Source organism: Sphingobacterium sp. NGMCC 1.201703, assembly GCF_047784615.1.
In the GTDB taxonomy this organism is placed as follows: Bacteria; Bacteroidota; Bacteroidia; order Sphingobacteriales; family Sphingobacteriaceae; genus Sphingobacterium.
Map to the genome: position 1 here is coordinate 488,337 of NZ_JBLOHD010000004.1, position 18,854 is coordinate 507,190.

Sequence of the window (18,854 nt, forward strand, 5' to 3'; positions counted from 1 at the left end):
AATAAAACAACCTATAAAGAGCAAAATTTTGCTACAATATTTCATAATAGGTTTTATTAAATATTGGTTATCCGTTGGTTGAAGAAACAGCTATCCCGGCAGAAAGTTAGATTCCTCTAGATTAAGTTAGAAAATAAAATGAAATAAAAAAAGGCCTGATGAAAAATTCATCAGGCCTTTCTATTTTCGTTATAAAATTGGTATTAGATATCAATTTTTGCGTAACGTGCATTTTTCTCAATAAATTCACGGCGCGGTGCTACTTCATCACCCATTAACATAGAGAAAATACGGTCACATTCAGCGGCATTTTCGATAGTTACCTGACGTAAAGTACGTGTTTCAGGGTTCATTGTTGTATCCCACAACTGCTCCGCATTCATCTCACCTAGACCTTTGTAGCGCTGTACATGTACACTATCCTCTTTACCTGTTCCTTTTAAGCGTTGGATCGCATTAATACGTTGGTCTTCATTCCATGCGTACTCATGCTCTTTCCCTTTTTTCACAAGGTACAAAGGAGGCGTAGCGATGTATACATATCCTCTTTCGATCAATTCTTTCATATATCTGAAATAGAATGTCAGAATCAATGTTGTAATGTGGGAACCATCCACATCGGCATCGGTCATGATAATGATACGGTGGTAACGCAATTTCTCAAGATTCAGTGCTTTGGCATCTTCGGCAGTACCAACGCTTACTCCTAAAGCAGTAAACATATTTTTGATCTCTTCATTTTCATAGATCTTATGCTCCATTGCTTTTTCAACGTTCAGAATTTTACCCCTTAATGGCATAATAGCCTGGTGTTTCCGATCACGGCCAGACTTGGCTGTACCGCCCGCAGAATCTCCCTCAACAAAATAAATCTCACATTTGGTAGGGTCATTATCCTGACAATCGGCCAGTTTACCTGGAAGCCCGGAGCCGCCCATGACCGTTTTGCGTTGTACCAGGTCACGTGCTTTACGTGCCGCTGCGCGTGCTTGAGCTGCGATGACAACCTTTTGAACAATGGCTTTCGCTTCACGAGGGTTTTCTTCAAGGTAAACACCTAAAATCTCACCAACAGCAACATCCACAGCTCCCATTACCTCAGAGTTACCCAATTTGGTTTTTGTCTGTCCTTCAAATTGAGGCTCTGCAACCTTCACAGAAATAACAGCAGTCAATCCCTCACGGAAATCATCACCTGTAATTTCGACTTTTAGGTTTTTAAGTAAACCTGATTTATCAGCGTATGCTTTCAGGGTACGTGTCAACCCTCTACGGAACCCTGCAACGTGTGAACCACCTTCGATCGTATTGATATTATTTACATAGGAATGGACATTCTCCGAATAAGTATCATTATATTGTAAGGCTAGCTCCACAGGAATCCCCTGTTTGATTCCCTCTACATAGATCGGTTCAGGAATCAACGCCTGGCGCGTGCCATCCAAGAACTTAACAAATTCTTTCAGACCGCCTTCAGAATAAAAAGTTTCTTTCTTTTCAGAACCGTCTTCATTGGTTTCACGTTCGTCCGACAATGTCAGGCTTACCCCTTTATTCAGGAATGCAAGCTCACGAAGCCTATTGGCCAATGTATCGTAATTATAGACGGTAGTCTGTGTAAATATCGTTGCATCCGGATGAAACGTTACAATTGTACCTGTTTTATCAGAGACACCGACTTCTTTAACATCGTATAAAGGCTTACCGATTTGATATTCCTGTTGATATATTTTTCCATCACGGTGTACCTCAGCTTTCAAAAGTGTAGACAATGCGTTCACACAAGATACCCCCACACCATGTAGACCACCAGACACCTTGTAGGTATCTTTGTCAAACTTACCACCAGCATGTAAAACCGTCATTACGAGTTCCAACGCTGATTTATTCTCCTTTTTGTTGATTCCGGTAGGGATACCACGACCATTATCCCGAACAGAAATTGAATTGTCTTTATGGATAGTAACAAAGATATCTGTACAGTATCCTGCTACAGCTTCGTCGATTGAATTGTCTACAACCTCGTATACCAAGTGGTGTAATCCTTTCACACCGGTATCACCAATATACATGGATGGACGCTTACGAACCGCCTCTAAACCCTCTAATACCTGAATATTATCGGCCGAGTAGGTGGATGCATTTTTCTTTTCTTCGCTCATTGAAAAACTGTTAAATGTAATATTCAAAAATACGAAATTTTGGCCGATTTATCAAGTCTAGGGCAAAGTATTAAACGGATAATCCGAAACAACCAAATGCTCAATAATTTTATTTTTTTAGGATTAAAAATTAGAATTTCGATTTTTTTATGTTAGGTTTGTTTCAGTATTAATTTGCAAATAATAAAAAAATGAACACTATATTTTCAATTGTATCGAAAGTTTCCTTTGGTCTTTTACTGGCCGGAACCATCGTATCGTGTAACCAAGGTGCCAAAACACAAAATGAGCCTTCAAAAAATGATTCAAATACTGTAAGCAAAGAGAGTCAAGGCAGTAACAAGGATAAAATTGTCTATTTAAATTCTGATTCTCTTTCGGAAAAATATCAATATTTTAAAGACATCAAGTCAAAGCTTGAAAACAAAGTAAAAAAAGCACAAACTGATCTTCAAGCCAAAAGTGCAGCATTTCAACGCGAGGTTGCAGATTACCAAAAAAATGCTGCAACGATGTCTGCAGCAGATAGACAGGCTACCGAACAAAAATTAGCTCGTAAACAAGATGAACTGGCAAGATTAGATCAGACGGCATCTTCATCACTCGCAAAAGATGAGTCGGAAGAATTCAACAACGTGTATAATAAAATCACTGAGTTTTTGAAAAAGCACGCCGCAGATAACGGTTATAAGCTTGTACTGACTTATTCTAAATCCAACCCTACGGTATTGTATGCTGATCCTTCTCTGGAAATTACCAATGAAGTCATCAAACAGTTAAATGACGAATACAAATCTTCTAATAAATAAGAATACCAAAATTATAACAAGGAAGCCATCATAGTATTTGATGGCTTTTTTGATTTATGACGCTTCCTAGCCTGCTGATAAAAAAACATCCCTCGTTTGCCTTCTACAAGTATTGGCAACAAACAAAATTGTTTAGTATCTTGTCTTTGTATAAATTAGATTTATGATCAAAACGATTGTTGAAAAGGAAATCGCAAACTACGAATGGATTGATATCTCTGAACCTACCGCAGAAGATTTTGCATTCATCAAGGAAAGATATAATCTAAATGATGCTTCCATAAAAGATTCTAAAGAACCAGAGCATCTTCCTAAAATAGAAGAATTCGAAAACTATACGTTTATTATTCTTCGGGTCATGTCCGACAATTTCAAGGAAAATTCGGATAGCATAGGGGAAGTAACGGATCGTCTCACAATCTTTTATGGCAGTGACTTTGTGATCACCGTACACAAACGTCGTATTGAGTTTTTAGAGAAACTCAAAAACATCGAGTTTACGAACATAAAGACAAAAAATAGCCGAAAATTGGCTGTATTTATTACTACCGCTGCTGTCTTCACATTCAGTAAAACGCTGGAACAACTTTCCACACGTATCGACTCCTACGAGGAACTGATTTTTCTGAAACGCATGAAACAACAACCCGTGCTCAAAAATCTTTATTTTATCAAACGGCAAATAGATGTTGCCAGAAAAGTTATTTTCCTCTATAAGGAGGTTGTTGAGCATTTTCATTCGTCATCCAAAAAAGACGTATACACGCGTGATTTAAAAGATCTTCAAATACGTACCTCGACATTGTATGAAAACTTATCTGAAAATGTAGCGCAATTACTCAACGTATTCTTTAATATATCATCAAATCATACCAATGAAATCATGCGTATTTTGACAATTTTCTCGGTATTTTTTATGCCGATTACATTTGTCGCCGGCGTTTATGGGATGAATTTTAAAAATATGCCAGAACTGGAATGGTATTACGGTTACCCCATTGCTATGGGAATCATGGTGGTTATATCGATGGCTATTTACTTCTGGTTCAAAAGAAAAGGTTGGCTATAAGCCAACCTTTTTCTTTGTCATTACTACAAAGTCTTTTAGATAAAAAGGCTCAAAATAGGCAACATCTTCGAATTTTTTATGTTGGAATTTATCAAACGCCAATTGTGATAAAAAAGCAGCTGAATTTTTAAATCCTGGTTGTACATTCACGCGATCATCGCTTTCAAACAATGTCTCAAATTTATCAGCACCAGAGCCAAATAGATGAACACGCTTGTATGTAACCAACAGTTCATTGTAATAATCTGCATCGATGATTTCTGCAGAAGTAGGTTTTATAAGTTCACCGTTATGGTCATATACTGCTGCGTATACTTCCATACGACGCGCGTCCAGCATAGGAATATAGGCTTCCTTCTCTTGTAGGTCAAATTGTTCCCGGTACCCGGCGAACAATGCATCAAGTGTGTTGACTGCAACCAAGGGTATATCTAAACCATAGCAAAGACCTTTTGCCGTGGACACCCCTATACGTAACCCCGTATAAGATCCTGGGCCCATGCTCACCGCTATTCCAGCAAGCTCCTTTATAGAACGTCCTGACTGACGTAAGATCTGTTCAATCAAAACAGTCAATTTAGCGGCATGTGCATTCGGTTCATCAAGATTAAGTACAGCCAATGTCTGTCCATTTTGACTTAGGGCTACCGAACAAACCGTGGTTGAAGTATCAATTTGTAAAATTAAATTATTCATCGTTATATTGAAATCAAGGTACAGGGTCATGACCATGGCCGCCCCAAGGATTACAACGTCCTATCCGCTTCAAAGCCATCCAGCCCCCCTTAAAAGGACCATATTTTAGAATAGCCTCTTTGCCGTATTGAGAACAAGTAGGTGTATACCGACAATTAGCTCCCAAAAACGGCGAAATAAACAGTTGATAGAAACGAATTATGGCTAAGAAAATAAAACTAAAGAAAGGTTTAATTCCCTTTTTCCAAATAAGCAGCAGCACATTCATCCTGTAATTTTTTCAGCATTTTATTCATCGCGGTATGGAACACATCATATGCTAAGATCTGTTTTCCCACGTACTGAATAGCTAAATACAAAGTTACATTATGTTTCAACAAAAAAGGAATCAAATTATCCGATTTCTGCAGACGATAGCTTTCACGCATCATACGTTTTATCGCATTGCGGTCTACTGCTCTTTTAAACCTACGTTTGGAAACGGATATAATAGACTGACAAGGGGGGGGATTTTCAGTCTCTTTGTTTTTCTCGAAAACAAAAACAATTCTAAAAGGGTACAAAACAAAAGAAGAACCGCTTTTAAAAAGCGTATCAATACGCCTTTTCGCACATAACCGTTCTTCTTTTGTAAATGTATTTCTCATCCGATGACTTAATCTTATCAGAAAAAGCTCTTATAAGCGGCCACCGATCCTTATCAAAGATTAACCTTTGTGACGGTATTCGTCAGACACTGTAAGACGTTTTCTACCTTTAGCTCTACGTGAAGCTAATACTCTTCTACCGTTTGCAGAGCTCATGCGCTCTCTAAAACCGTGTTTGTTTCTTCTTTTTCTTTGCGATGGCTGAAATGTTCTTTTCATGACGCTATTATGCTAATTTGTTCTTACTTCAATTAATACAAAACTCCCCAAGAGGAATGCAAAAGTAAAGTTTATTTTAGACAAAAACAAACAATATTGAGAACATTTAGACTTTAAGTAAAAAGCGGTCTCTAAATTATTCATTGACAGCCTAAAAAAACCAATTTACAGATTACAGAAAATATAAAACAGAGAAGCGCTGCCCCTCTGTTTTATACGAAATCAAACATGAGTTAGAATTATTTGGTTTTCAGAATATCTCTGATCTCTGTCAACAATGTTTCTTCTTTTGTCGGTGCAGGTGGTGCAGCAGGAGCAGCTTCCTCTTTACGTTTCAAAGAATTTAAACCTTTAATAACACAGAAAATACAAAATGCAACAATCAGAAACTGGATAATTACATTGATAAAATTACCGTAGTTAATAGAAACTTCGGCTTGTTTCGCAGCCTCATCAGCAGCTTTCAGTATAATTTTTTTCGAGGAGAAGTCAACTCCGCCTGTCAAATATCCTATGGGAGGCATGATAATATCGTCAACCAATGATGTCACAATTTTACCAAATGCCCCACCGATCACAACACCGACAGCCAAATCAACAACGCTACCGCGCATTGCGAACTCTTTAAATTCTTTTAGAAATCCCATATTAAGCCATTTAATCGTTTAAAATTTTACCAAAATTAATAATTGTCACATAAATCTAATTAAAATAAACCACTTTTTTAACGCGAGTCATCTATTATCCTATATTTTCTCGCTTTAATCCTATTTTTAAATTTATGGCCTAAAACGATATGCGCAAGTTTTTTATTAACTTAATTTGCTATATTTGCTCGTTAACTAGGGCAAAATATCAAGATATATTGTATATTGATAGTACTTTAAATTTCATACGGTAATTAAAGCCCAGAATAAGATAAAGTATCTATGAAAAAGATTCTTATTGCAGACGACCACGGTATTGTACGACTTGGAGCCTCCGTTATTATTAAGGAAACACTTAAAAAAGCGGAAATTTTTCAAGCGGAAAATTTCGATGAGGTGCTTGAAAAGCTAAAACTGGAAGATTTCGATCTACTATTACTGGACATCAATATGCCCGGGGGAAATAATATTAGAGTAGTTGAGGAAATCTTACAGATCCAGCCTGCTATCAAAATTTTAATCTTCTCATCGTATGATGAATCCTTATATGCTTTACGCTATATTGAAGCTGGAGCAGTAGGTTATCTCAATAAAACAACAGCAATGGCGGAATTAAGTCATGCTATCTTGGCTATTCAAGATAGAGGTAAATATATGTCGAGCAATGTGCAAGATCTATACGTCCAAAAACTGACTCAGAGCAAATCCGAATTAACAAAATTAAATCCATTGGCGCGCCTGTCAAACAGGGAAGTGGATGTGGCCAAACAATTGATAAAAGGCCTGGGAATTATCGAGGTATCAAATCTACTTGAGCTAAGTCCATCAACTGTAAGCACTTATAAAAGCAGGATATTTGAGAAATTAAATGTTTCCAATATTCCTGAACTGATTGAACTTTTCAGAATACACTCCAACAATTAGCAGAATACACTCCAACAATTAAAATATTGTTGGAGTGTATTTTTTTAGATGAGATCATCCATCGTAATAACCGGAACATCTTTTACATTGATATCTTTTAACGGCTCGGATTTTTTATAAGCATACCCTACCTCAGCTTCTAAATCCCATAACATAGGGGCTAGAAAATTAAGGCAAGTTGTAAATCCCTGTACTGTTGCTGAGAAATCACCCGTATCTTTTGAATTTTTTGCCTCGTTTTCTATTTCGAATGGCCCTTTGAATCCACGTTCCTGAAGTAGATCGACAAAACCGCGCCAGTCCATACTATCTGATCCACCAAATCCGGGAAGCATTGCTTCATAGTGATGTCTGTCCCAGTCATGGCCCGGAATGCTCACATTGGCCTTTTTTGCCAGTTCGGCATCCACATGCTGCATCGGATACATCCCACCCCAATCCACACGGGCAGCTGTCTGTAGGTTGCGTGTGGTTTTCACATGTATACGTTGCAATCGACTGATGTCGGTATTGTGAATGACATCAATTGGATTTGTATTTTGCCAGACATCATGGGAAGGATCGTAAATTTCACCATGTGCCTTGCTAGGTATCATTGCATACATTAATTTACGCGCGGCTAAGACAGCAGGCAAATTATTATAGGTAGAACTATAACGTGAAGAGCGCCAGCCCTCCATTGGACAGTTTTCATAGAGTATAGTTACCCCAAGGCTTTCGGCATAATTAACAATCGGTGCAAATACGCGTTTATATTCATCCAGGTTTTTCTGAAATCCATCAAGCTGATTTCCCAATTCATGATTATAACCGACAAAAGTACCCACCTTAACATTATTCTCGTCACCACCCAACAAATGGGCTATCCGGATCAGTTTCAATAAGTGATTCTGATTTTTTACACGTTGTTCAGGATCTCCGCCAATCATATTCTCAAAGGCTCCAAGTGAAAGCTTTAAATCAGCCTGATTAAATAACTCAAGCGTTTCTCTTGCTTTTACGGGTGTAAACTCATCATAATCCAAATGCGTCGCTGTATGATCTTCGCGCGTACCATCTTTTCTAAAAACACATAAGTCAATTCCACCAGCGCCAATTCTTTTTGTTGTCTGAATCAATTCTGGTAATGACAATTTATCAAAGGCAGAACTCATCACCCATACAGGGTTATTTAATTTTGTAGTCATAGCTTGTATAATTGTATTATATCGGTATCTAAAGATACTAAAAAAGCCATCCGATTGGATGGCTTTTTTAGTATTTTATGTCAATTCGATTAATCTACATTATCATGTAAAAATGAATTATTTGGACGAATCTCCGTATTTCCATCCTCAAATGACAATGTAAAGCGAGATACTTGTGATTGTGAAGAATGTGGTGTATCTTCCAATGACATTTGCTTTCTCTTATAAGCCGGTTCATTTTCCAACTCATGCAGGCCATTTGAAGATTTCAATTTCATACTCAATTCTTTCAATCTCAAGATACGCTCTTTTGTACGTACCAATTGATCTTCAAAGGAAACCTGTTCTTCCTCTACCTGAGGAACTTCGATCTGCTCATTGGTTGTACTCGAAGAAAACGTAGGTCTTTCATCATAGTCTGATGACGATGGAGCAGTATATGAATCAAATACGGTCGGCATTTGAAACTGGAAAACCGAAGGCGAAGTTTTCAGTTGAAAATCACTTTCAGCAAATGAAGTTTCTTCCTCATAAGCGCCGTCAAAACCCAAATCATGACGTATTACTTGCGGTTCTTCAATCGCTACCTGTTGTTGTTGCACAACATTTCTAGGTGAAGTAAACAAGTCAGACTGTAAATTATTTGGGGTCGAAGTATTTGTTGAAGGAGCTTGTGTATCCACACGTTGAACCGGAGTGACAAAACTATTGGCAACTGGCGCCTCTTTTGGGGCAACCTGAGAAACAGGTTTTACAAAAGAATTTACCGGTTCAGGTGTCAAGGGCATAGATACCTTCGTATTTTCACGTTCTTTATCACGCTCCTCTGAAGTCTGAAAACCTGTCGCGATAATAGTTACGGACAATTCATCTTCAAAATTTTCATCGATACAGTTACCCCAAATCAAGTCAGCTGACAAACCCGCTTTTTCCTGAATATAATCGGTAATAATTGCAACTTCATCCATGGTTACTTCTTTTGTACCAGAAGTAATATTCAACAGAATATAACGGGCACCTTCGATCTCATTGTCTTTCAACAATGGCGAAGCTAAAGCACCTTCCACTGCTCTCAATGCGCGGTCTTCACCTTCCGCAACAGCATTACCCATGATGGCAACACCACTATCGTTCATTACAGTTCGAACATCTTTAAAATCGACGTTCACATAACCTGGAATCGTTATAATTTCAGCGATACCTTTTGCCGCTGTAGTCAATATATCATCCGCTTTTGCGAATGCTGCAGTCATTGTTAAATTTCCGAAGATTTCACGTAGGCGATCATTGGAAATAACAAGATAAGAATCTACATACTTACGCAATTCTGAAAGTCCTTCTTCTGCCTGTGAGCGACGACGCTTGCCTTCAAATGTAAATGGTGTTGTGACAATAGCGACAGTAAGAATACCAAGCTCTTTGGCTGCTTTTGCCAAGACTGGACTAGCGCCGGTACCTGTACCACCACCCATACCTGCAGTGATAAACAACATCTTGGTATTGGTTCCCAGCATGCGTTTGATATCCTCAATACTTTCGATAGCAGAATTTTCACCTACATCAGGATCTGCTCCAGCACCCATACCTTCAGTCAGACTTATTCCCAATTGAACTTTATTTGGGATCGGGCTTAACTCCAACGCTTGCGCATCGGTATTACACACGATAAAATCCACCCCACTGATTCCTTGTTTATACATGTGGTTTACGGCATTGCCGCCACCACCACCAACCCCAATAACCTTGATTATTGAAGATTGCTCTTTTAACATTTCAAACTGTATTGACATAACTTATCCCTATTTAACTTATAATGAACACGATATCAAAATGAACCAAACCCACTATATGTAATGTAATAATAATATAATTTCAACAAAAGTTTTCCACATTTGTGAAATTGTGGAAAACTTCAAGCATTGTGGAAAACTTACTTTTTATCTAAAAAACTTGCGTCATCAATTTCGTTACCATCCTTAATAAATCGTTTGAACCACGACAACAGTCCCTGCTCCTTTTGCTGCTGTTCCGATACCTCTTTCGTGGTCATGGTTACCTGCACTTTTTTGGCTGGAGCATGTGCTTCTCTACGACTATCTTCCTCCTCTTCGTGCGATTGAATTCCTTTAATCAACAAGCCAATACTGGTTGCATATAGAGGGCTTTTCAATTCCTCAAAAAGTGGTTTAGGCAACACCTCATTCTTCGACAGATATTCGTTCGGAAAACCTACACGACAATCAATCCCAGTAATATACTCAACGAGTTGTACTAAGTGTTTCAATTGAGCGCCACCACCTGTGATAACGATACCACCGATCAGTTTATTCTCATAACCAGAGGATTTGATCTCATAATACACATGTTCGATAATCTCTTCCATTCTAGCCTGAATGATATAAGCCAAGTTTTTCACAGAAATTTCTTTCGGCTCACGACCTTTCAATCCCGGCACACAAATCACCTCGTTTTCTTTATTCTCATCGGCCAGGGCAGATCCGAATCGGGTTTTCAGCAATTCTGCCTGAGAACGCAATACAGAACAGCCTTGGCGAATATCCTCAGTCACAATATTACCGCCCAATGGGATTACCGCGGTATGACGAATAATTCCTTCATGGAAGATGGCAACATCCGTCGTTCCACCACCAATATCAACTAATACAACACCAGCATTTTTCTCATCTTCATCCAATACAGCTTCTGAAGATGCCAAAGGCTCAAGGATCAGTTCAGCAACTTCCAAGTTGGAATTATCAATACATTTTTTAATATTCTTGATATCGGTAACTCTTCCCGAAATAATATGGAAATTTGCTTCTATACGACGTCCAGCCATGCCGATAGGTTCACGGATACCCGGTTCATTATCTACGGTAAACTCCTGCGGTAACACATGTATAATTTCTTCTCCTGGAGGCAGTACCAGTTTATACATGTCCGAAATCAAACGTTCGATATCTCTTCGAATGATTTCATCATCGCCATCTGTTTTAGTAAATATTCCACGGTGTTGGATGCTCTTAATGTGTTGACCGGCAATCCCCACATTGACAACCTTGATATCGACATTAGATTGTGCCTCGGCAATTTCTACCGCTTCCAAAATACTTCCCACAGTCTTCTGGATATTGGCAACCACGCCTCTGCTCACACCAGCAGATTCGGCTTTACCGACACCTAATAATTCGATTTTGTTTCCTGAGCTACGTCTCCCAACCGTAACACAAATTTTGGTAGTACCAATATCGAGTCCCACGATAATTGGGTTTTCTCTTTCAATTTCTGCTGCCTTTGAGTTCATAATTTCCTGTATTGTTGCTGTATTACTATAATGTATTATTTGCTGTTTTTTTTGTTTGATCATCTGAAAAGCTCCAGTTTCCGCGCTTTTCACAAATGATCTGTCCTCCGTATTTTACGTTCACCACTCCGTAGGCATTAATTCCCACTTTTGGCATGATCTGCGTATAAAATGTCTTTAATAATTCAAATTTCTGTTCCAACGAATCTGCAGATCCAACAATCAATTGCTGTGTTCCGACACGGGGAACAAGTTCGATATCATGGTCCGAATTGACATAAATCTGTACCACCTGGTTACTCCACAATTCGTCTTTTCCAATAAATTCCGCCACCTTCACCAAATCTTTTACCAAGGGGGTCGAGATTGTATCCAATGCCTCGTTATATCCCTCGGCTATATTACCGGTCGCCACCATGATGTGCGGAATATACTTTAATGTAGTCGGTATCTTTAAACCTTTGGGATCAACATAGAATTCGCGCCCATTTTTATTGATAATTCGCATAACAGCCTCGCGCTGATCGATATTAATCTGTATTGTTCCATCCATATCGGCATGGATGCTCGCATTCGATACATAAGGCAATTTTTTCAGCGTCTTTTCCACGCGCTGAAAGGGAATACCATTCAGCTTCTTCCCTACAAAACTTCCGTAGTTCTGCTCAATCAGTTTTGAAATATCCGCCTGATCAATAAAAGCCTCTGTACCTTCTATCACTATCTTCACATCCTTGCAAAGCTGTTGTTCATCACGTTTACCCACAATGGTCATGATCACAACAACTACAATAACCCCAATAAAAAATAGGGTAAAATAGAGTACACGATTCCATTGTATGTCACGTAATTTTTTAAGCATGCTCAAAAATCGCTTTCAATGGTTTTACCAATTTATCTATATCTCCTGCGCCGACTGTCACAATCAGATCCGGTTTTTCGTTCCGTGCAAAATCCAATACTTCTTCGGCAGTAACAACCTGTTTATGCTCTGCTGTAATTTTATCCAATAACCAACTTGAGTTAACACCTTCAATAGGAAGTTCCCGTGCAGGATATATTTCCATCAATAATAGATTATCTGCCATAGATAACACCTCGGCAAATCCATCCACAAAATCTCTGGTGCGCGTAAACAAATGCGGCTGAAATACAACATTTAGCTTCTTTGACGGATATAACTTTCGCATGGAAGTCAAAAAGGCACGCAACTCTTCCGGATGGTGCGCATAATCGTCGATATAGACCACCTCCGGTGTACGAACAATATATTCAAATCGTCTTTTTACCCCCTTGAATGTTGTCAATGCCGTCTTAATTGCCTCAGCTGAAATTCCCAACAAACGTGCTACCGTAATTGCTGCAACTGCATTTTCAACGTTGTGAATCCCGGGGATACCCAAATGAATATCTTCAATTTTTCCGTTCGCGTCCTGGTAGTCGAAAAAGAACTCCCCTTCCCTTACGTGAACGTTCGACGCATAGGCATCGGCTACCTCTTGGCCAGAATAACTAATCTGACCTTTAAATTCCAATCCTTTCCTAATAATTCGGGTACCACCATCAACGACTTTATCCAAAAACAACTGGAAAGATTCGAGCAGATGACTCTTGTCACCATAGATATCCAAATGATCCGCATCCGAGGATGTCACGATCGCGATATTCGGATGAAGTGTCAAAAATGAACGGTCAAATTCATCCGCTTCAACTACTACCGTATTATTTGCTCCATAAAGTACGTTGGTATCATAATTGGAGCTAATACCACCCAAAAAAGCTGAACAATCATATCCTGAATCTTTCAACAAATGGGCTACCATCGTTGACGTAGTTGTTTTGCCATGTGTTCCAGCCACTGCAATTGTAAATCTGCTTTCACTGATGATACCGAGTACCTGTGATCTTTTATACAATACATGACCTTGAGATTCAAAAAAAGCTTTAATCTTAGAATCTTTAGGGATCGCAGGTGTAAATATCACCAATGTGGCAGCGGAAGGCTGATGGAAAATAGGATCAATAGAATTCACATCATCCTGATATGTAATTGAAAGACCTTCATTGACCAATGTTTTGGTCAATTCGGTTTCCGTACGATCATATCCATTCACCTCACAGCCCAAATGCTTAAAATAGCGCGCAAGGCCACTCATGCCTATCCCGCCTATTCCGATCAAGTAAACTTGTTTTATTGCATCTAGATTCATACGCTTTATCTATTTCTTATTTGCCAATTTATATACGAGCTCAGCAATCTGAATATCAGCATTCAGCTTACCAAGTGATTTTATATTTTCACTCAACTGCGCTACCTGATCCGGATTTTTAAATAAATCCAGCGCTGTTGGAATTAATGTCTTTATAGCGTCTACATCTTTCACTAGAAGCGCCGCATGCTTATTGACCAATGCCATTGCATTTTTGGTCTGATGGTCTTCCGCAACATTTGGTGAAGGAACAAGAATAACCGGCTTACCTACCACACACAGTTCGGAAATGGTTCCCGCCCCTGCACGACTGATAATCAGGTCGGCCGCTGCATAAGCATAATCCATTTTTTGAAGAAAAGCCATCATCTTCACGTTTTCAGGCAGTTTTCCCTCCAGATCTCTCCGAAGTGAGTCTATGTAAAAGCTACCGCATTGCCAGATCACCTGTACCTCATCCTTAGCTAAAGTCTCCAAATAGGCAACGACACTTTCATTCAATGTTCTCGCCCCCAAGCTTCCGCCCAATATCAGGATAGTCTTTTTATGTTGTTCCAACCCAAAGAACGCTAAGGCCTCCGTTCTTTTGCCTTCGATCGCCACAGATTCCCTGCGTATAGGATTTCCGGTCAACAATACTTTATCAGCTGGGAAGAATTGTTCCATCCCCTCATAGGCTACGCAAATCTTGGCTGCTTTAGCACCAACTTTCTTGTTTGTGACACCTGCGTAAGAGTTTTGCTCCTGAACCACGGTAGGGACTCCCAATTTATTTGCCATCATCAACAAAGGACCTGAAGCAAAACCACCAACACCTACAGCCACGTCGGGTTTAAAATCCCGGATTACCTTTTTTGCCTTACTCAGGCTCTTCATTAATTTAAATGGTAATAGGATATTTTTCCACAACTGCTTCCTATTGATTCCTTGGATATCAAGTCCAACAATAGAATACCCTGCAGCAGGCACCTTATCCATTTCCATCCGACCATTGGCCCCTACAAATAATATTTCATTTGCAGGATCAATCGTCTTCAATGCATTTGCAATTGAAATCGCCGGAAAAATATGTCCTCCGGTACCACCCCCACTTATTATTACGCGAATTGCCATGCTCAATATTTATTTAAGCTGGAATTGAGCCGACGACCACTTTCTTCGGCTTCTGTTTTTCTTCCAACTGTTCTTTTCCTTTTAATTCCTCAATATTTCTACTCACACTCAGGATAATTCCCAGAGCCACACTTGTAAACAAAATCGAAGTTCCCCCCATACTCACTAAAGGTAAGGGCACCCCAGTAACCGGCCCCAATCCTACCGCAACTGCCATATTCGCCAGAGCCTGTATGGTCAAGCTGAATCCTAAACCGGCTGCAAGAAATGTCCCAAACGCTTTGGGACTCATCGTGACGATACGTATACATCGATACATAAAAGCCAGGTATAGAAATAGCAAAATCACTCCACCAACAGTCCCGTATTCCTCAATAATAATTGCATAAATAAAATCAGAATATGGGTGGGGCAACACATTGCGCTGTACACTATTTCCAGGCCCTTTACCAAACAGTCCACCTGTGGCGATTGCAATCTTCGCATTATTTGCCTGATAATTCTTATCATCCTGAAACGAGACAGTCTTGTCTACTTTTTCAGTATTAAAGAAGGATTTCACCCGGCTAATATAAGTTGCCCGTCGCGGACCAAAGAAGATAACCATCATCAATAGGACAGCACCTCCACAGCAGACTATCGCAATCTGCTTAAAACTAATCCGACCAATCAACAACAACAGCACACTAACACCAAATAACATGAGTGCTGTAGATAAATTGGCTAATGCTATAAGTATAAATACCCCACAAACCGACCCCATGATTGGTAAAAAAGACTTTTTAACATCCTTAATTTCTTCCTGCTTTCTAGACAGCATCCGTGCAAGAAAAACAATCAACGAAAGTTTTGCTAAATCCGACGTTTGAAATGTCAATCCAATCCCAGGAATAGTCAACCAACGACTTGCCTCATTAACTTTACTTCCAAACAACAGCGTAAACAACAATAAAGGAATAGTAATTCCCATCATTATTTTAGATATACCGGCATAATAACGATAATCCAATTTATGAGAAAGATACATCAGGATAAATCCCACAGCAATGATAGAAAAATGCTTCAACAGATACATTTCTGTCCCCTTTCCCTCCTTATAGGCCAGGGTTCCGACCGAACTGTATACAGCCAAAAGTGACCATCCCGATAAGATAATCACAATGATCCATATCCATCGATCACCTTTCAATTTAGACATTATGTTCTGTAACATATCCTTCTCCCTTTATGGTTGTACCATTTATTTATAATTCCATTACAGCAGCTTTAAATTTATCGCCACGATCTTCATAATTTTTAAACCAATCAAAGCTCGCACAAGCCGGGGACAATAACACCGTATCACCTTTCTTAGCTAAATGTGAAGACAAGACAACGGCATCCTGCATAGATGTGCTGTTAACAATAATTTCAACATCCTGCTCAAAGGCCTTATGAATTGGGGCAGTATCCTTTCCTAAACAAACGATAGCACGTACTTTGTCTTTCACCAAATCAGCAAGCATCGAATAATCATTACCCTTGTCTACACCTCCCAATAACAATACGATCGGTGTTGAAAAACTCTCCAGCGCATACCATACCGAATTAACATTGGTAGCCTTTGAATCATTGATATAATTGATTCCTCCAATACAGGCAACATGTTCAAGACGATGTGGAATATTCACATACGATCCCATACTCTCTTTCATCGCTTGATTTCTCAACTCCTGCACTTTTGCAATCAATCCGGAAGCCATACTATTATAAATATTATGCTTCCCCTGCAATGACAATTCCTCAGTTCTCATAGTGAATGTATCGTTATTTGGTGTATTAATAATCATTGTTTTATTGGCAGTTAAGTAAGCTCCCAATTCAACAAGCTGCTCTTGTGTAAAGGGTAAATATGTCCCTTTACTATGGTGTCTCTCCAATCCTTTAATTGTCTCGGGATCGTCTAAACAGTATATAAAATAATCTTTCTCTGTCTGATTTTGGATCATTCTGAATTTGGAATCCACATAATTCTCCATTTTATGGTCGTAACGATCCAAATGATCTGGCGTGATATTCAGAATGACAGCAATATCTGCTCTAAAATGATACATATCGTCCAACATAAAGCTGGAAATTTCCAATACGTAACAGTCAAAATTTTCACGCGCCACCTGAAGTGCAAAGCTTTTTCCAATATTCCCCGCCAAACCAACATTAAGGCCACCATGCTTTAGCATTTCGTATGTCAACATGGTTGTCGTAGACTTGCCATTTGATCCTGTGATGCAGATTAATTTAGCAGCAGTATATTGGGCAGCAAATTCTATTTCGGCAATTACAGGAATATTTTTTTTCTTTAAAGCGACCACCAAGGGTACCGTCTCCGGAATTCCGGGACTCTTTACAACCAGTGCAGCGTTCAATATGCGTGATTCGTCATGGTTGCCCTCCTCGAAAGCGATGCCTTCCGCTTTCAACTGTTCCTTATAGTGATCAGCTATCAGGCCTTTATCCGATACAAATACATCATACCCCTTCTCCTTCCCCAGGATTGCAGTTCCCACACCACTTTCACCTGCGCCTAGAACGACCAAGCTGCCGGATTGAGGATAATATGTTGTTGCAATATTTGACATCGTTATCTAATTTTTAATGTTACAATTGTTAGAATGGCTAGAATAATACCCACAATAACAAAACGAGTTACAATTTTGGCCTCATGATAGCCCTTCTTTTGAAAATGGTGATGTAGCGGCGACATTAAGAAAATCCGTCTTCCTTCTCCGTATTTCTTTTTTGTGTATTTGAAATAAGAGACCTGCAAGATAACAGACAGATTTTCCAATAAGAATACACCACACAAAATTGGGATCAACAATTCCTTACGGATTAGAATAGCAAATGCTGCAATGATACCTCCAATGGCCAAGCTTCCCGTATCCCCCATAAAAACCTGCGCGGGATAGGTATTATACCATAGAAAACCTACACAAGCTCCTACAAATGCTCCCGCAAAAATTACAAGCTCACCGGAATTGGGTATATACATGATATTAAGGTAATCCGAAAAAATTACGTTACCGGATACATAAGCTAAAATAGCCAAAGTAACCCCAATGATCGCGGAAGTACTCGTGGCGAGACCATCTATACCATCTGTAATGTTAGCGCCATTGGAAACCGCCGTAACGATAAAAATGACAACAACTAAAAACACAACAAAAGTCAGATAGTCACTTTGCAAGCCAAACACTTTAAACACCTTGGCGTAATCAAATTCATTATTCTTATAAAAAGGGATATTTGTCTTAGAAGATTTTACATTTTCAGCATAAGTTTTTTCCCCTGTCCCCTCATTGATCACCACTTCCACCGGTTTGGTTGAAGTTGGCTTATCCACACCTTTGCGTACCACAATATCTGGGTGAAAATACATCGTACAGGCAATAATAGCGCCTAGACCAACCTGGCCAACAACCTTAAATTTACCAGCTAACCCTTCTTTATTATGTCTAAAAACTTTAATATAATCATCCAAAAAACCTATAGCGCCCATCCAGAGTGTTGTTACAATCATGATGATCACATAGATATTTGTCAACTTGGCAAATAATAAGGTAGGAATCAAGATCCCAGCAATGATAATTATCCCCCCCATTGTAGGCGTACCAGCTTTCTTTTTCTCACCTTCCAGCCCCAAATCACGAATTGTCTCGCCAACTTGCTTATTATGCAAGAACTGGATCAATTTCCCCCCAAAAACCGTGGTAATAATTAATGAAGCGATTACAGCCATAGATGTTCTAAAGGAGATATATTGAAAAAGACCTCCTCCAGGTATATGGATATATTCGCTAAGCCACGTAAATAGATGGTACAACATAT

General features: G+C 39.2%; 18 protein-coding genes. 3 read left to right on the forward strand and 15 right to left on the reverse strand.

Annotated elements, in window-relative coordinates; translation table 11 throughout:
• Positions 1-203: 203 nt before the first annotated feature.
• Positions 204-2,162, reverse strand: coding sequence for a DNA topoisomerase (ATP-hydrolyzing) subunit B (gyrB, locus tag ACK8HY_RS10435; protein ID WP_077438782.1), 1,959 nt, complete (start codon positions 2,160-2,162; stop codon positions 204-206).
• A 191-nt stretch (positions 2,163-2,353) separates the two neighbouring features.
• On the opposite strand from gyrB, the gene ACK8HY_RS10440 reads away from it, so the two are divergent.
• A complete protein-coding gene (locus tag ACK8HY_RS10440) occupies positions 2,354-2,971 on the forward strand; it encodes an OmpH family outer membrane protein (RefSeq protein ID WP_077438781.1) in 618 nt (205 codons plus the stop codon).
• A gap of 163 nt (positions 2,972-3,134) precedes the next feature.
• Positions 3,135-4,040: a CorA family divalent cation transporter gene (locus tag ACK8HY_RS10445; protein WP_077438780.1), complete on the forward strand. Its 906-nt coding sequence runs from the start codon at positions 3,135-3,137 to the stop codon at positions 4,038-4,040.
• Here ACK8HY_RS10445 and tsaB read toward each other — a convergent pair.
• The 5 genes from tsaB to mscL form a co-directional block, all read right to left on the reverse strand.
• A complete protein-coding gene (tsaB, locus tag ACK8HY_RS10450; protein WP_077438789.1) occupies positions 4,035-4,736 on the reverse strand; it encodes a tRNA (adenosine(37)-N6)-threonylcarbamoyltransferase complex dimerization subunit type 1 TsaB in 702 nt (233 codons plus the stop codon). The two genes, ACK8HY_RS10445 and tsaB, sit on opposite strands and share 6 nt — an antisense overlap.
• A 13-nt stretch (positions 4,737-4,749) precedes the next feature.
• The gene (gene yidD, locus ACK8HY_RS10455; protein WP_077438779.1) at positions 4,750-5,004 is read right to left on the reverse strand and encodes a membrane protein insertion efficiency factor YidD; all 255 of its coding nucleotides are present in this window, start codon (positions 5,002-5,004) and stop codon (positions 4,750-4,752) included.
• Positions 4,967-5,383 (reverse strand): ribonuclease P protein component, encoded by a 417-nt coding sequence (locus ACK8HY_RS10460; RefSeq protein WP_077438778.1) that lies wholly within the window; start codon positions 5,381-5,383, stop codon positions 4,967-4,969. Before ACK8HY_RS10460 ends, yidD begins: the two co-directional genes overlap by 38 nt.
• 60 nt (positions 5,384-5,443) lie before the next feature.
• Positions 5,444-5,602 carry a 50S ribosomal protein L34 gene (rpmH, locus tag ACK8HY_RS10465; protein WP_075991291.1) on the reverse strand — a complete coding sequence of 53 codons (159 nt, stop codon included), beginning with the start codon at positions 5,600-5,602 and terminating at the stop codon, positions 5,444-5,446.
• Between the two features lie 239 nt (positions 5,603-5,841).
• On the reverse strand, positions 5,842-6,249 hold the full coding sequence (gene mscL, locus ACK8HY_RS10470) for a large-conductance mechanosensitive channel protein MscL (RefSeq protein ID WP_077438777.1): 408 nt from the start codon (positions 6,247-6,249) through the stop codon (positions 5,842-5,844).
• A gap of 282 nt (positions 6,250-6,531) precedes the next feature.
• Between mscL and ACK8HY_RS10475 the strand changes: the two genes are divergently transcribed.
• Positions 6,532-7,173: a response regulator transcription factor gene (locus ACK8HY_RS10475; RefSeq protein WP_077438776.1), complete on the forward strand. Its 642-nt coding sequence runs from the start codon at positions 6,532-6,534 to the stop codon at positions 7,171-7,173.
• 44 nt (positions 7,174-7,217) lie between these two features.
• Here the strand turns inward: ACK8HY_RS10475 and ACK8HY_RS10480 are convergent, their stop codons facing one another.
• The 9 genes from ACK8HY_RS10480 to mraY form a co-directional block, all read right to left on the reverse strand.
• Positions 7,218-8,360, reverse strand: coding sequence for a sugar phosphate isomerase/epimerase family protein (locus tag ACK8HY_RS10480; RefSeq protein ID WP_077438775.1), 1,143 nt, complete (start codon positions 8,358-8,360; stop codon positions 7,218-7,220).
• 89 nt (positions 8,361-8,449) lie between these two features.
• The gene (ftsZ, locus tag ACK8HY_RS10485) at positions 8,450-10,150 is read right to left on the reverse strand and encodes a cell division protein FtsZ (protein ID WP_077438774.1); all 1,701 of its coding nucleotides are present in this window, start codon (positions 10,148-10,150) and stop codon (positions 8,450-8,452) included.
• 140 nt (positions 10,151-10,290) lie between these two features.
• A complete protein-coding gene (gene ftsA / locus ACK8HY_RS10490; protein WP_077438788.1) occupies positions 10,291-11,664 on the reverse strand; it encodes a cell division protein FtsA in 1,374 nt (457 codons plus the stop codon).
• A gap of 25 nt (positions 11,665-11,689) precedes the next feature.
• The gene (locus ACK8HY_RS10495; RefSeq protein ID WP_077438773.1) at positions 11,690-12,526 is read right to left on the reverse strand and encodes a cell division protein FtsQ/DivIB; all 837 of its coding nucleotides are present in this window, start codon (positions 12,524-12,526) and stop codon (positions 11,690-11,692) included.
• A complete protein-coding gene (gene murC / locus ACK8HY_RS10500; protein ID WP_077438772.1) occupies positions 12,519-13,874 on the reverse strand; it encodes a UDP-N-acetylmuramate--L-alanine ligase in 1,356 nt (451 codons plus the stop codon). The genes ACK8HY_RS10495 and murC overlap by 8 nt, the downstream gene beginning before the upstream one ends.
• A 9-nt stretch (positions 13,875-13,883) precedes the next feature.
• Positions 13,884-14,987, reverse strand: a complete 1,104-nt coding sequence (murG, locus tag ACK8HY_RS10505; protein ID WP_077438771.1) for an undecaprenyldiphospho-muramoylpentapeptide beta-N-acetylglucosaminyltransferase — start codon at positions 14,985-14,987, stop codon at positions 13,884-13,886.
• Positions 14,988-15,000: 13 nt separating this feature from the next.
• The gene (locus tag ACK8HY_RS10510; RefSeq protein WP_077438770.1) at positions 15,001-16,200 is read right to left on the reverse strand and encodes an FtsW/RodA/SpoVE family cell cycle protein; all 1,200 of its coding nucleotides are present in this window, start codon (positions 16,198-16,200) and stop codon (positions 15,001-15,003) included.
• Between the two features lie 31 nt (positions 16,201-16,231).
• On the reverse strand, positions 16,232-17,605 hold the full coding sequence (gene murD / locus ACK8HY_RS10515) for a UDP-N-acetylmuramoyl-L-alanine--D-glutamate ligase (RefSeq protein WP_077438769.1): 1,374 nt from the start codon (positions 17,603-17,605) through the stop codon (positions 16,232-16,234).
• A 2-nt stretch (positions 17,606-17,607) separates the two neighbouring features.
• Entirely contained in the window at positions 17,608-18,852 is a 1,245-nt protein-coding gene (gene mraY / locus ACK8HY_RS10520; protein WP_077438768.1) for a phospho-N-acetylmuramoyl-pentapeptide-transferase, read from the reverse strand.
• Positions 18,853-18,854: the final 2 nt, after the last annotated feature.